The organism is Frondihabitans sp. Leaf304 (assembly GCF_001423105.1).
Taxonomy (GTDB): Bacteria; Actinomycetota; Actinomycetes; order Actinomycetales; family Microbacteriaceae; genus Frondihabitans.
In genome coordinates, this window is the sequence record NZ_LMNV01000002.1 from 2,226,933 (window position 1) to 2,241,365 (window position 14,433).

Sequence of the window (14,433 nt, forward strand, 5' to 3'; positions counted from 1 at the left end):
GGATGGTTAGGAATCGAGCATCTCGCAAAGTCATATGGCCCGCTCCGGGCCGTAGATGACGTCAGCTTCACCTGTCAGCCCGGCACCATCACGGGCTTCCTCGGACCAAACGGTTCAGGAAAATCGACGACGCTGAGAATGCTCGTCGGTCACACACGGCCCTCTTCCGGCAGCACGACCTTCGATGGCCGGCGCTTCGTCGACCTACCTCAGCCAGGGCGGGTGGTCGGCGTATTGCTCGACGCGAGTGCCCAGCATCCTGGCCGCTCGGTCTGGGAGACCGCCCGACTGGCCAGCCTCGTTGTCCGAGTCGGGCGAGAGCGAACCAGAGAGTGCCTCGCCGCGGTCGGTCTGAGCGGGGTCATGCGCAAGAGAGTCGGCTCGCTGTCTCTCGGGATGCGGCAGCGCTTGGGACTTGCCATCGCGATTCTTGGATTTCCGCGTTTCCTCATCCTTGACGAGCCGGCGAACGGGCTCGATCCCGAAGGAATCCGATGGCTTCGCGAGTTCCTCCTGGCTTTCGCCTCCCACGGTGGAACGGTGCTCGTCTCCAGCCATCAGCTTTCCGAGATCGAGGCGATGGCGGATCAGTTGATCATCATCGACCGCGGCCGGGCAACGAACGCCCGGAGCCTCCTCGCCGAAGTGCAGGACCCCGTGAGTCTTGCAGTGAGCGAGAACGACCAAGTCCTGCACCAGGCGCTGCTGTCAAGCGGAATCACGGTGCTCTCCCAACTCGGGACCACGCCGCTCCGCGCGCAGACGACGACGGCCGATCTCGGGAGACTGGCTTTTGCAGCGGGCATCGCACTTACCTACCTCGCGCCTGAAAAAGTCCCGTCGCTGGAGGACCGCTTTCTTACGCTCACTTCGGGCGAGTACGCGGGGCTGTCGTCGGAACAGCTGTTTCACGCAGCCTCAGGAGAGCCGCGCCAATGATCCTTCTAAGACTCGTCGCGGTAGAGCTCCGCAAAAGCATCGACACGCGATCAGCGCGGTGGCTTCTCGCCGTGATCGTGCTCCTGGCAGCGGGATGTTCAACTGTCGCATCGACCAGCGACCCAACCCTGACAGAATTCGTCGGCTCCGCACTGATCCCCCTGCCGGCCCTGCTTCCAGTTGTGGCTGTCCTCGCCGCGACAACCGATTGGAGCCAGCGAGCCTCGCTCACGACCTTTGCATTGACCCCTCGTCGCACAATCGTGCTCGCGGCTCGCGCAGTTGCCGCTGTGCTCCTCGTCTTTGCCACGTCCGGGGCCATCATTGTCATGACTTCCATCACATTCGCTCTCATCCATCCAGGGCAGTTCAGTGAAACCGATTGGCAAGCGTTCGGGACTTCGCTCTGGTCGGTAACGGCACTCGCTCTGGCAGCCGCGCTGAGCGGCGTCGCCCTCGGGTACCTGCTGTTGAACACTCCGCTGGCAATCGCCGTAACGATCCTGGTGCCGGTGAGCTACGAAATCCTGGCGGCTGCCAAGTTCCCCGTCGTGGGCAAGTGGGTGTCGAGCCTCGCCTTCAGCCAATGGCTCGCCCAGCCGCAGTGGCACTGGCTGGCACCCAACGAAACGAGTATCGGCCTGGGTCCGGCACTGTGTTCCCTCGCGCTCTGGACAGTCGCGCCGATGGCCGCGGGATTCGCGAGACAGCTTCGCAAAGAGGTCAAATAGGGCTGAGAGCAGCCACGGACGCGGGGGTTACCCCTCCGACGCCGCGATCGCCCGGTCCAGCCACTCGACCATGAGCAGGCGCTCCGACGAGCTCAGGCCGGCCAGCGTCGGCGCCATCGCGCGGAAGGCGACCGCGGTCGGCAGCGCTTCCCCATCGGCGACGACCGGAGCATCGGTGAGGATCTGCGCGAGAACACCGTTCAGCACGGCGTCGGCGAGTCGGGGGTCGCGTTCTTCCGGCGGTGTCGCCAAGACAGTCGTGATCAACCCGACCCCAGCAACCTGAAACAGCTCGACGGCCCGGCGCTCAGAGACTTTCAGCCTGCCGACAACCGCCACCCGGTGCATGCGTGCCTCGAGCACTGCCTTGCCCGAGCGTGCCGCCGGGGAGGTCAGCACCCGATCCGGGTCGCTCAACAACCGGAACAGAGTGGGGTTGCTCAGCCCGAACTCGACCTGCGCCTGCCAGCCGGCGCGGAGATCGACAACCGGGTCAACGCGTGCGGCCTCGGCCTCCTCGACGATCGCCGCCTTGGTCGTCACGTAGGCGGCCATGACGTGCTCGGCGACGGCTTCGAGCAGTCCGTCTTTGTCACCGAAGAGGCGGTAGATCGCGGGCGCCTGCACGCCCGCCTCCTGCGCGACGCCCCGGGTGGTCAGCGCACCTGGGCCCCGCTCGCGAAGCAGCCGGGCAGCGGCGTCGATGATGCGCTCGCGGGTGTCGGCCGGGATCCTGATGTCGGTCACGTATCGACGATAACGCATCCTTGCTAACGCTTTGATTCCCTTGATATCCTGCAATTGATTCCAACGATATCACCTACTCGAAAGGCCCACCATGATCATCGTCACCGGCGCCACCGGCGCTCTGAACGGCGCCACCCTCGACCATCTCCTCCTCGCCCGACCCGCTTCCGAGCTCGTCGTCGTGGCCCGCGATACGGCGAAGGCCGCCCGTTTCGCCGAGCAGGGCGTCGAGATCAGACAGGGGGACTACTCCGATCCGGCCTCCCTCCCGGGAGCCTTCGAAGGCGCCGACCAGCTCCTGCTCGTGTCGTCGAGCGACCCGCAGGCGGATGCCGTGCAGCTGCACCGATCGGCCATTGACGCGGCTGTGTCGGCGGGCGTCGGGCGGATCCTCTACACGAGTCACCAGGGCGCCGCGGCCGACACCCCCTTCGGCCCTGGGCGCGACCACTTCGCCACCGAGCAGCTTCTCGCCGAGTCGGGCGTGGCCTGGACCTCCCTGCGAAATGGCTTCTACGCCCACAGCCTCGCCTGGTTCCTCGGCGACTGGCGCGAGACCGGCGTCATCTCGGTTCCGGCAGACGGGCCAGTCTCATGGACCGCCCGGGAGGATGCCGCGGAAGCCGCCGCCCGAATCCTGCTCTCCGAAGGCGCCTACGATGGCCCGACGACGCTGACCGCCCCCGGTGCACCGACATTCACCGACGTCGCATCCATCGCCGCCGAGGTCGCCGGCCGTCCGGTCGAGACCCAGGTGCTCGGCGAGAACGAGTGGATCGCCGCCCAGGTCGCATCGGGCCAGCAGGACTTCATGGCGCATTTCTTGCTGGGCATGTACCAGGCGGCGGCGGGCGGCTATTTCGCCGGAACCGATCCCCTTCTCGGCGAGCTACTGGGTCGCGCGCCCCGCAGTGTGCGCGATCTGCTCGAGGCTCCCGCCACACGGCACTGAAACCCGAGGATCCGGCAATCCTCCCCCGCCGAACCGACGCCAATCGGCCAAGGTCACAGCGCCGCGGCGCGCGACGTCGGCCGATTCGCGTCGCCTCAGCAGAGCCGGGCCGCGACCCTCAGGACGCGCTAGGCGAAGTGGCCCGCGAGGACTCTGGGCTCAGCGGCGGCTGCCGGATCCTGGGCTAGCGGGCTCGACTCGGCGCGCTGCTCGACCGTGCGGACGAGCGCCTCGACGACATCGTGGTCGCTCGCGACGACGCGGGTGGGCGACATGCGGGCGTGGCCGTGGCTCAGGCTGATGCGGCCGATGTGCCAGACCTCGTTCATGTACCAAGCGGCCGAGAGGGTCTCGGCTCCGCTCGAGACGGTGATGACACGACGGGCACTGCCCCAGCGGGCAGCCTCGGCGCGGCCGACCGTCAGGATGGTCGACTGCAGATGAGGGGCCTCGCGGAAGAGCGCGTGAATGATTCGGGCGGATCGGGTTCGGGAACTGACCATGTCAGATGCCTCTTTCTTCGGTGGCCGCGGGTAACGGCCACCACTCGTCACCGGGTGCATCCTGAGGCGATTCGGGCGCCTCCGGAAGGGGTGTTCACTCCGGTGATGAATGCAACTGTAAGTGTCCCCCTTCTGGCGGACTAACCATTGCTCACCCCCATTCCAGGGGGCACGGCTCCGTGGGTGTCTGCAACGAGACGCGAATCGGCCATTTCGACGCGGCGCGCCGGGTCGGAATGGCCGATTCACGTCGGGCGAGAAGTTCATTGTTAGACGTATGACATACTAATTTTTGCCTCAAGCTCCGACGATGGAGCCCGAGGCCCGCCTCGCCAGTTGCAGCCGGTTCGGCGTACCACCCCTGGAGGGCCTGGGGGTGGATATCGGAAGTCAGTGAAATGCAAAATAATACTATCCGGAAAGCATGGAGATACAAGGCCGGGGTGACGCTTGTATTGGTGGCACCCGCACTGCTGGGGATCGGAGCCGCATCGTCGGCCTCCGCAAGCACCCTGGCACCTGCTTCATCCGCGGCCTCGTATCTGGGTTCTAAGAGCCAGGTGCTGCCTCCCACCCCAACGGAGGCGCCGACACCCACGCAATCGGCGTCGCCCCAGGCTCCGGGAGAAACTCGCGGACGTTTCGACGCGATCATCCGCATCATCAAAAGCATTCCGGGTGCATGGTCAAAATTCGTGGCCGGCGTAAAGAAGGCCTACTCGTGGTTCGTCAAGTACGTCTGGAAGCCACTCGTGGCCGCAGTCAACTGGCTCGGAACGATCGTTGGAGCTTGGGATATCTGGAACCACTTCCACTGATAGAAGTCGGGCGCGCCTAGCAGGCGCGCCCGACCCCACTCCTGGTGAAGGGAACCGCATGCAAAACGCCGTGCTCCAGCAACCGTCAGCGAAGTTGTCCGTGCAGGGGCTGACCAAAACTTATCGAGGCAAAACTGCAGTTCGTGCCGCCTCTTTCGACTGCGCAGGCGGCACCATCACAGGGTTTGTCGGCCCCAACGGGTCAGGCAAATCCACAACCCTCAGGATGATTCTCGGTCATACGAGAGCCGACTCCGGGCAGGCCTATTTCGATGGTGTCCCCTACGTCGACCTCCACAATCCCGGTCGCACCGTGGGTGTTCTCTTGGACGCTTCGGCTCACCACGATGGCCGTACGGTACGCGAGACTCTCCGGCTCGCCGCTCTCACTATCGGAGCAAGCAAGGCCCGAACACGAGCCTGCCAAACAGCAGTCGGCCTCGAATCAGTCGGGAACAAGAGGGTGGGTTCTCTCTCACTGGGCATGCGCCAGCGACTTGGAATCGCCGTCGCGACTCTTGGGGCGCCGCGATTTTTGATCCTGGACGAGCCTGCGAACGGACTCGACCCCGAGGGCATCCGGTGGCTCCGCCAACTCCTGAAGTCGTTCGCCGCAACGGGCGGGACGGCCCTCGTGTCGAGTCACCAGTTGGCGGAACTAGAAATGGTTGCTGACAAACTCATCGTCATCGATCGTGGCCGGGCGCGAGAACAAGAGGCCCGGACCTTCCACCCCGCGCATGAGTCAGTTGTCTCGACCGAAAACGACGTCCTCTTCCGCGAGCGCCTCACGTCGCGAGGCATCAACGCCCACGCGAACTCCGATCACACCGCTCTTCTCGTGGAGGCTGCGCCAGACATCGTCGGTCGAATTGCACGGGATTCGACTATCGCGATCGAGAGCCTTACTTCTGCTCCCCTTCAAACCCTCGAGGACTTCTTCTTGGAGACCACGTCGGGTGAGCATGCGGCTGGCGACGATTCCGCGCTCTTCGATCTGCTTGGGCGGCCCAAACAATGACCTGGCTACCGCGCTTGACCTACATAGAGCTACGCAAGTGCGTCGACACCAAGTCGGCGCTGGTGCTGCTCGCAGTCATCTTCGTTCTCGCAGCAGGCTTCGCAGTTCTTGCGTCAACCGGAGAACCGGACCTCAACAGCTTCGTGGGGTCCGCACTCATACCTCTGCCGTTTCTCTTGCCTGTTATTTCAGCTCTCTCAGCTACCAGCGATTGGAGCCAACGGGCCACCGTAACGACCTTCTCCCTGGTACCGCGCAGGAGCAGAATTCTCGTCGCACGCTTGACGGCGACCGTCCTGCTCGTCCTGCTGCTGGCAAGCGCCATCGTCGTGACTACGATGGCAATCTTTGTCGTAATGCACCCGGCGGCGTTCCAGGCGACAGACTGGGCCGAATTCGCCAAAACCCTCTGGTCGATTCTCGTCTTGGCCATCACAGCCGCCCTCACGGGTGTCGCAATGGGGTACCTCCTCCTGATACCCGCACTCGCTATTTCAGTGACACTTCTTGTGCCGGTCGCGTACGAAGTCTTCATCTCGTTGCGTTTTCCTGACGTCGGCCCGTGGATTTCGAGTTTGGCGTTTAGCCAGTGGCTGCTAAAGCCAAACCTCGATTGGGAATCCTCCGGACTCGAGACAGTCGGCATCGGCCCTGCCCTTTCGTCCCTCCTCCTCTGGACCGTTCTTCCGCTTGCAGCGGGTTGGGTCCGCCAGTTGCGAAAAGAAGTGAAATGAAAGCCAGCACCACGCGCCGCCGACGCCTCGACTCCGTCCACCTGCGATGCGCGGCGGCGTTCGCCCTCGCCACCCTGTCGCTGGTGCTCGTGAGCATCGGCACGACACTCTCGCTCGTGCCGCTGGCCGTCGGCGTGTTCCTTCTGACCTTTGGAAAGAGCATGAACAACCGGAATGCTCCGCCGATCACGTTCCTCGTACTACTGCCGATCATCGGAATCATCGTGTGGATCCTCATAGCCCGCGCGACCTGACGCGACTCGGCCAATGTCACAGCGCCGCGGCGCGCGAGGTCGGCCGATGCACGTTGGGTTACGAGCCGTAGCCCCCACGCGGCAGCACGCGAACCGCCCGCACCGGCACGTTGCAACGCGCCCGAAACAAAGGTGATGTTGACTGAGCAAACAATGGACTTGATCGACGTTCACGAGATCCGGGTGGCCCGAACCCGCGACGACATCGTGCTGGGCGAGAGCGTCCGACCGCTCGGCGGCGGCACCTGGCTGTTCTCCGAGCCGCAGCCACCCGAGCACACCGGCTTCGTCGACCTGACCGCCCTCGGCTGGACCCCGATCGAGACCACGGCCGACCACCTCGTCGTATCGGCGACGTGCACGATCCGCGAGCTGACCGACTTCGCGCTCGACCCCGAGTGGCCGGCGCAACGACTCTTCCGGCAGTGCGCCGAGTCGCTGCTCATGAGCTTCAAGATCTGGAACCTCGCCACTGTCGGTGGCAACGTCGCGACAGCACTGCCGGCCGGGGCGATGACGTCGCTGCTGGCAGGGCTCGGCGCGCGCGCGGTGATCTGGGGGGCCGAGGGGCGGGAGCGCGGGATCCTGGTCTCCGACCTCGTGACCGGCGTCCGGGCCATCGATCTGTTGCTCGACGAGGTGATCCGCTCGTTCGAGATCCCGCTGACTTCACTCCGATCGCGGACGGCGTTCCGGCGCATCTCGCTGTCGAACCTCGGCCGCTCCGCCGCCGTGGTGATCGGCCGGGTCGACGCCACGGGCGAGTGCGTGATCACGGTGACGGCGGCGACACCCCGGCCCGTGCAGCTGCGCTTCGACTCGGTGCCCGAGGCGGGCGAACTGAGCGACGCGCTGAGCGGGTATTCCGACTGGTACTCGGACCCGCATGGCGCCCCCGATTGGCGACGCGCGGTGTCGATGCGCTTCGCGGAGGAGATCCGGGCGGAGCTGAGCGCTGGCACGGACAGCAGCACCGACACGGACAGCAGCACCGGCACCGACACCCACACAGGAAGCGACGCATGAAGTTCGAGGTCAACGGCGAAGAGCTCGACGCCACTGTGCTCCCGGGCCAGGTGCTACGAACAGTGCTGCGCGAAAACGAGCGCTACGAGGTCAAGAAGGGCTGTGACGCCGGAGACTGCGGCGCGTGCTCGGTGCTCGTCGACGATCAGCCGGTGCACTCCTGCATCTACCCGGCTCATCGGCTCGAGGGCAAGCACGTAACCACCGTAGCCGGTTTGGGCAGCCCGGAGCACCCGCACCCGATGCAGCAGCGTTTCTCGGATGCGGCTGGCCTCCAGTGCGGCTTCTGTACGGCCGGCATGGTCGTCACCGCGTCGACGTTCACCGACGAGCAGATTGCCGACGGCACCGACCTGCCCCGCCTCCTCAAGGGCAATCTCTGCCGCTGCACGGGCTACCGCGCGATCCGCGATGCGATCTACGGCGTGACGAACACCGAGGTGGCGCCCGCCGGAGACTCGGCCGGGCGGTCGACCAAGGCTCCCGCCGGCATGCGCGTCGTGACGGGGCGAGAGCAGTACACGCTTGACTTCACGACCCCCACGAAGACCCTGCACCTCGCTGTGCTGAAGAGCCCGCACTCGCACGCCCGCATCACGTCGATCGACACGACCGCCGCTGAGGCGATGGAGGGCGTGCACGTCGTCTTCACGCACCGCGACTCCCCCGCGACGCTGTTCTCGACCGGCCGCCACGAGAACCGTACCGACGACCCCGACGACACACTGGTGCTCGACCCGGTGCTTCGGTTCCGTGGGCAGCGAGTCGCGGCAGTCGTCGCCGACACCGTGCGCCAGGCGGAGCTCGCCCTCGCGGCGGTCGTCGTCGAGTACGAGGTGCTGCCCGCCGTCTTCGACCCCGCGCTCGCCCGAGAACCCGGTGCACCGCTCGTGCACGGCGAGAAGGGCCCCGAGTCGCGCATCTCCGACCCGTCGCGCAACGTCGTCGCCCAAATGCACGGCGAGACCGGCGACGTCGATGCCGCCCTGGCCGCGAGTGCCGCGACGGTGGAAGGCACCTGGCAGACGCAGCGAATCACGCACGCGGCCCTCGAGACGCACGCCACCCGCGGCTGGATCGACGACGACGGCCGACTCGTGCTGCGCACCAGCACTCAGGTGCCGTTCCTCGTGCGGGACGAGATCTGCCACATCTTCGGCCTGCCGACCGACCGAGTGCGCGTGTTCGCCGCACGGGTCGGCGGCGGCTTCGGCGGCAAGCAGGAGCTGCTCACCGAAGACCTCGTCACGATGGCCGTGCTCCGCACCGGACGCTCGGTGCAGTACGAGTTCACGCGCGAAGACGAGTTCACGATCGCCCCGCCGCGGCATCCGATGCGCGTGGGAGTGAAGGTCGGAGCGACGGCGGGCGGGATCCTGACCGCCCTGGCCGTCGACGAGCTGATGGACACCGGCGCGTACGGCAACCACGGCATCGGCGTGATGTTCCACAGCGTGCACGAGTCGATCTCGGTCTACCGGGCCCCCAACAAGCGGGTCGACGCCGAGAGCGTCTACACGAACAACCTGCCGTCGGGGGCGTTCCGCGGCTACGGGCTCGGCCAGGTAATCTTCGCTGTCGAATCGGCCCTCGACGAGCTCGCTCGCAAGCTCGACATCGACCCGTTCGAGCTGCGGCGCCGCAACGTCGTCGTTCCGGGGGATCACATGACCGTCGTCGACCCGAACGAAGAGAGCGACCTCCTCTTCGGTAGTTACGGACTCGACCAGTGCCTCGACCTGGTGCAGAACGCCCTCGCCGGGCCGCCTCCCGCCGACTCGGGCTCGCTCATCGGGGCCACTCCCGTGCCCACCGGCGACCAGTGGGCGTTCGGCACCGGCATGGCGATGGCAATGATCGCCACCATGCCGCCCCGCGGCCATTTCGCCGACACCACCGTCGCCCTCAACGCCGACGGAACGTACACGATCGGCGTCGGCACGGCCGAGTTCGGCAACGGCACCACGACCGTGCACGGGCAGCTCACCGCGACCGTGCTCGGCACCACGCCCGATCGCATCGTGATCGAGCAGTCCGACACGGATGTCGCCCGCTACGACACCGGGGCGTTCGGCTCGGCCGGAGTGGTCGTCGCCGGCAAGGCTCTCTACGCCGCGGCACAGAAGCTCAAGATCGCGATGATCGCGAGGGCACAGGCCATCGTGACCGGTGTCGGAGACCCAGCGCAGGATCCTGGCGTTCCCGTCTCGACCGACCTGGGGCTCGTCGACGTCGCTCTCACCCCCGAGGGCGTGCTCATGCCGGCCGGAGCGTGGGGCCCCGGCCGCGTCGTCTCCGCCGCCGAGCTCCTCGCCCACGGAGAACTCCGCGCCGACGGCAGCCACGACGGCACCCCGCGGTCGGTCGCGTTCAATGTGCACGGCTTCAGCGTTGCGGTCGACCGGAACACCGGTGAGGTGCGGATCCTGCGCTCCGTTCAGGCGGCCGATGCCGGAACGGTGCTCAACCCCGAGCAGCTGCGCGGCCAGGTCGAGGGCGGCACGGCGCAGGCCATCGGCACGGCGCTCTACGAGGAGATGATGCTCGACGGGGCGGGCCAGGTGACGACGACGGCGTTCCGCAACTACCGAACGCCGAAGTTCAGCGACCTTCCCGTGACCGAGGTGCTGTTCGCGGCGACGCACGACGACCTCGGGCCGCTCGGAGCGAAGAGCATGAGCGAGGCGCCGTACAACCCGGTGGCTCCGGCGCTGGCGAACGCCGTGCGGGACGCGATCGGGGTACGGCCGCACGAGCTGCCGATGTCGCGCGATCGGCTGTGGCGGTTGCTGCAGGCGTAGCCGCGTGCGGCTGGTCGCTGCTGCTGCAGGTCGCCGCTCGCCGCTGGCGAGGTGACGCGAATCGGCCAAAGTGACGCGGCGCGGCGGGTCAGGTTGGCCGATTCGCGCCAGGTTGCACGGGCGCCCGCATGACAGGCGCGCGAGATGGCGCGATCTACAGGCCCGACGCCAGATTCAGGCAGACTCGGCCATCTCGAGGCCGAGCCGCGGACGGCGGTGAATCGCCCCGCGCGTGGTCGCGAGCGACGCCGCCGACGCACCCGTGCGAGCGGCAATAACCTCGGCCAGGATCGAGATCGCCGTCTCCTCCGGCGTCGAGGCCCCGAGATCGAGCCCGATGGGCGACCGCAGCCGCGCCAGCACCAACTCGGGCACTCCGCGTTCGCGCAAGGACGCCATTCGGCGCTCGTGCGTGCGGCGCGAGCCCATCGCTCCGACGTAGAACGCGGGCGACTCCAGTGCGAGCTCGATGGCGAGGGCGTCGAATCGGGCGTCGTGCGACAAGATGCAGACGACCGACCGCTCGTCGAGGGCCAGCGTCGGCAGCACCCGCTGCGGCCAGCCGACCACCACGTCGGCGCCCGGGAACCGGTCGGCCGTCGTGAACAGAGCACGAGGATCCGTCACGGTCACCCGGTACCCCAGCACCCGCGCGGCAGCGGCGAGAGCCGTCGAGAACTCCATTGCGCCGACGATCACGAAGTGCGCGGGTGCGGCCTGCACCTCGTAGAAGACCTCGATGCGCGTTCCGTCGCAGTCGAGCTCGGCGAGCCCGGAGCCGCCGACAGCCACGCGGGCGGAGAGCTCGGCGTCGATGCGCGACTGCCAGCCGGCAGGAACGCGGCCTGACACGACGAGGGCCGCACCCGCGGTACGTCCGGCCGCAGCGGCACGCAGCTGCGGCACGACGGGGTGGTTTGAGTCGAGGCGTTCGAGTCGGATCCTGAGCTGGCCTCCGCAGGTGAGACCGACACTGAACGCCGTCTCGTCGTCGACGCCGTACTCGACCGTGCGCGGCAGTCCGTCGGAGAGCACGAGCTCGGCCTCGGCGACGACCGCGGCCTCGACGCAGCCTCCGGCGATGGAGCCGATCACACTCTCGCCGTCGAAGGCCATCGACGTGCCGACCGTGCGCGGGGCGCTGCCCTCGATCGAGACGGCGGTGGCGATCGCGAGGGTGCGGCCCGCGTCGAGCGCTGCCAGCAGGCGGTCGGCGATCTCGAACATGCCTCAAGGGTCGCACGCCGGGGTTTCGCGCGGGTTACGCCCGGCCCGTCTTGCAAATTCGAAGGAGATCCTGCCGCGCGACAACGAGAACATCAGGATCCGGCGGGGTCGACTTCACGTTTCTCCTTCGAATTTGCAGAGGGGGCGCGTTACACACTCGACACACGCACCTGCAACGATGCGGGCATGCTCAGAGTCACCGGCGCCACCACCCTCCTCGTCGACGAGTCCACCGAGATCGAGGGCGGCGAGGTGCTCGTCGATCGCGGCGTCGTCGTGGGTATAACGGTCGTCGGCGAGGCGAACCCGCACTCCGGCGCGGTTCAACTCCTTGACGCGACCGACGCGATCGTCACGCCCGGGCTCGTCAACGCCCACCACCACCTGTTGCAGAGCGCCTTCCGCACCCTGCCCGGCACGAGGGGCGTGCCCATGTCGGTATGGCTTCCGGCGATGGCCTCGTCGTATGCCGCCGCGGGCATAGATGCGTCGCTGCTCGAGGCGAGCGCCGCCGTCGGGGTGGCCGAGGGGCTTCTGAACGGCGTGACGACCGTCGCCGATCACCACCTCAACTGGCCCGCCGAGACGCCGGTCGCCGATCGAACCGCCATCGCGCGGGCGACCGCCGATGCCGCCGCCAGGCTCGGCGGGCGGCTCGTGTTCGTGCGCGGATCGGCGCGCGATGCTCCCGAGGACGCCGCGGAGTCAGCCGAAGCCATCGTCCAGGCCCTCGTGCCCGGGGCGATCGGAGGGGTGCGCGCCGACGGACTGCTGCAGGTCGCGGTCGGCCCCGCCGGTGTGCACAGCGACAGCCGCGAGACCTTCGAGCTGCTCGGCGAGGTCGCCGCCCGCCACGGACTCCGACGTCGCACCCAGGCCAACGAGCAGGTCGACACCGCCATCGCCCTCGAGCGCTACGGGCGCCGACCGCTCGACCTCCTCGAAGAGTGGGGATGGCTCGCCGACGACGTGACGATCGCCCACCTCTGCGATGTGACCCCCGCCGAGATCGCCCGGCTCGCGGCGGCGGGTGTCACGGCGACACATGCCCCGGGCTGCGACCTCCCCATGGGCTGGGGTATCTCGCCCGTGCACGCCCTGCGCGAAGCGGGCGTCACGGTCGGCCTGGGCACGAGCGGCGGCGGATCGAACGACGCCGGACACCTCCTCGCCGACGCACGCCTCGCGATGCAGGTGGCGCCGCTGGTCGGCCCGGCGCTCAGCGCCCGAACGGTGCTCGGCATGGCGATGGCCGGCGGCGCCGCAGGGCTGGGGCGTCCCGAGCTCGGGCACCTGCGGCCCGGCGCAGCAGCCGACCTCTGCGTGTGGGACGTCTCGGGCGTCGCCGACGCGGGAATCGCCGACCCGGTGGCCGGGCTGCTGTGGGCGTCACCCGGGCGGCGGCCGCGGCACGTCGTGGTCGGCGGGCGGGTCGTCGTGCGCGACTACGAGCTGGTCGAAGCGGACGAGCGAGAGCTGGTAGCAGCGGTGCGGGAGCGGGTCGGGCGGTAGCGCCGGCGGCCGTGGTTCGTGGGCGGCGTCGCGGATCCTGCGCACATTTGAGAGCAAAACCGCCAGCGGACCGCGTCTGGAGGCGGTGAGCCGCGCAAATCGCTCGCAAATTGGCGATGTACCAACAGCAACAGCAGCAACAGCACCGCGGCAGCAGCAGCGCCAGCAGCAGCCGCCCTACAGCTCCAGCACCAGCCGCGGGCACGCCGCCCGCGACACACAGACGTACATGACCTCGTTCGCTGCCTGCTCGTCGGGCGTCAGGATCGAGTCGCGATGGTCGACCTCCCCCTCGAGCACGACCGTCTCGCAGGTGCCGCAGGTGCCCTCGCGGCAGCTCGACAGCACTAGAGCTCCGGCCTCTTCGGCGACGTCGAGGATTGACCGGTCGGGCGGCACCGTGATCGTCACGCCGGTCGAGGCCAGCTCGACCTCGAATGCCGACGCGAGCACCGGCTCACCGACCTCTTTCGGCTCGAAGCGCTCGACGACGAGTTGGCGGCCAGCACGCGCAGCCGCCTCCTCGATCGCTTCGATCAGCCGAGCCGGGCCGCAGCAGTAGGTGGTCGTGAAGGGCTTCATTCCGGCGAAGAGGGCGTCGAGGTCGAGACGGACGCCGTCGGATCCTGAGTACAGGTGCAGAGCCGACCCGTGAGCGGCAGACAGCTCGTCGATTAGCGCCATCGTCGACAGCGAGCGACCGGCGTAATGCACCTCGTACGAGACTCCGGCGCGTGCCGCGGCAGCCGCCATCGACGAGATCGGTGTGATGCCGATGCCCCCTGCTACGAGCACGTACGAGGTGCCGTGCGTCGGCACGAACTCGAAGTGGTTGCGTGGGCCGGCCACCGTGAGGGTGTCGCCGACCTGCACGGAGTCGTGCAACCACAAGGATCCGCCCCGGCCCCGCTCCTCTCGAAGCACCCCGATGCGCCACGTGTCGCTGCGCCCCGGCTGCGGCGCTCCGGTCAGCGAATACTGCCGCACCTCGTCGCCCGGTAGCACCACGTCGATGTGCGAGCCGGCACTCCAGCCGGGAAGGGCCGACCCGGCAACCGACCCGAGTTCGAACAGCTCCACCCCGTCGGCAGCGCGGGTGCGCGACACGACCCGCACGTCGAACTGGGTCTCGTGCAGACCCTCGGTGGTTCCGGGAGCGTTCATAGCG

The 14,433-nt window shown here is 67.6% G+C and carries 14 protein-coding genes; 10 read left to right on the forward strand and 4 right to left on the reverse strand.

Annotated features, from left to right (window positions below; translation table 11 throughout):
* Together ASF54_RS10120 and ASF54_RS10125 are read left to right on the forward strand one after the other, a co-directional pair.
* A partial coding sequence (locus ASF54_RS10120) for an ATP-binding cassette domain-containing protein (protein WP_235481000.1) occupies positions 1-939 on the forward strand: 939 nt, incomplete at its 5' end.
* 71 nt (positions 940-1,010) lie between these two features.
* Entirely contained in the window at positions 1,011-1,670 is a 660-nt protein-coding gene (locus ASF54_RS10125) for a hypothetical protein (RefSeq protein ID WP_157510110.1), read from the forward strand.
* A gap of 27 nt (positions 1,671-1,697) precedes the next feature.
* Here ASF54_RS10125 and ASF54_RS10130 read toward each other — a convergent pair whose 3' ends face one another.
* Positions 1,698-2,417, reverse strand: a complete 720-nt coding sequence (locus ASF54_RS10130) for a TetR/AcrR family transcriptional regulator (RefSeq protein WP_235481001.1) — start codon at positions 2,415-2,417, stop codon at positions 1,698-1,700.
* Between the two features lie 91 nt (positions 2,418-2,508).
* On the opposite strand from ASF54_RS10130, the gene ASF54_RS10135 reads away from it, so the two are divergent.
* On the forward strand, positions 2,509-3,369 hold the full coding sequence (locus ASF54_RS10135) for an NmrA family NAD(P)-binding protein (RefSeq protein ID WP_055961606.1): 861 nt from the start codon (positions 2,509-2,511) through the stop codon (positions 3,367-3,369).
* A gap of 128 nt (positions 3,370-3,497) precedes the next feature.
* Here ASF54_RS10135 and ASF54_RS10140 read toward each other — a convergent pair whose 3' ends face one another.
* On the reverse strand, positions 3,498-3,872 hold the full coding sequence (locus tag ASF54_RS10140; protein WP_055961609.1) for a hypothetical protein: 375 nt from the start codon (positions 3,870-3,872) through the stop codon (positions 3,498-3,500).
* Positions 3,873-4,315: 443 nt separating this feature from the next.
* On the opposite strand from ASF54_RS10140, the gene ASF54_RS10145 reads away from it, so the two are divergent.
* From ASF54_RS10145 to ASF54_RS10170, 6 genes are all read left to right on the forward strand, one after another.
* Positions 4,316-4,690 carry a hypothetical protein gene (locus ASF54_RS10145; protein ID WP_157510111.1) on the forward strand — a complete coding sequence of 125 codons (375 nt, stop codon included), beginning with the start codon at positions 4,316-4,318 and terminating at the stop codon, positions 4,688-4,690.
* A 58-nt stretch (positions 4,691-4,748) separates the two neighbouring features.
* Positions 4,749-5,711, forward strand: coding sequence for an ATP-binding cassette domain-containing protein (locus ASF54_RS10150; protein WP_055961614.1), 963 nt, complete (start codon positions 4,749-4,751; stop codon positions 5,709-5,711).
* Positions 5,712-5,725: 14 nt separating this feature from the next.
* Entirely contained in the window at positions 5,726-6,445 is a 720-nt protein-coding gene (locus ASF54_RS10155) for an ABC transporter permease (protein ID WP_157510112.1), read from the forward strand.
* The gene (locus ASF54_RS10160) at positions 6,442-6,699 is read left to right on the forward strand and encodes a hypothetical protein (protein WP_055961619.1); all 258 of its coding nucleotides are present in this window, start codon (positions 6,442-6,444) and stop codon (positions 6,697-6,699) included. Before ASF54_RS10155 ends, ASF54_RS10160 begins: the two co-directional genes overlap by 4 nt.
* Before the next feature lie 153 nt (positions 6,700-6,852).
* On the forward strand, positions 6,853-7,725 hold the full coding sequence (locus tag ASF54_RS10165) for an FAD binding domain-containing protein (RefSeq protein WP_084816094.1): 873 nt from the start codon (positions 6,853-6,855) through the stop codon (positions 7,723-7,725).
* The gene (locus ASF54_RS10170; protein ID WP_055961623.1) at positions 7,722-10,526 is read left to right on the forward strand and encodes a molybdopterin-dependent oxidoreductase; all 2,805 of its coding nucleotides are present in this window, start codon (positions 7,722-7,724) and stop codon (positions 10,524-10,526) included. The genes ASF54_RS10165 and ASF54_RS10170 overlap by 4 nt, the downstream gene beginning before the upstream one ends.
* A 174-nt stretch (positions 10,527-10,700) precedes the next feature.
* On the opposite strand, the gene ASF54_RS10175 is transcribed toward ASF54_RS10170, so the two are convergent.
* On the reverse strand, positions 10,701-11,753 hold the full coding sequence (locus ASF54_RS10175; protein ID WP_055961627.1) for an XdhC family protein: 1,053 nt from the start codon (positions 11,751-11,753) through the stop codon (positions 10,701-10,703).
* A gap of 186 nt (positions 11,754-11,939) precedes the next feature.
* Between ASF54_RS10175 and ASF54_RS10180 the strand changes: the two genes are divergently transcribed.
* Positions 11,940-13,265 (forward strand): amidohydrolase family protein, encoded by a 1,326-nt coding sequence (locus ASF54_RS10180; RefSeq protein ID WP_055961630.1) that lies wholly within the window; start codon positions 11,940-11,942, stop codon positions 13,263-13,265.
* 177 nt (positions 13,266-13,442) lie between these two features.
* On the opposite strand, the gene ASF54_RS17000 is transcribed toward ASF54_RS10180, so the two are convergent.
* Positions 13,443-14,429 (reverse strand): PDR/VanB family oxidoreductase, encoded by a 987-nt coding sequence (locus tag ASF54_RS17000; protein WP_055961633.1) that lies wholly within the window; start codon positions 14,427-14,429, stop codon positions 13,443-13,445.
* Between the last annotated feature and the right edge of the window lie 4 nt (positions 14,430-14,433).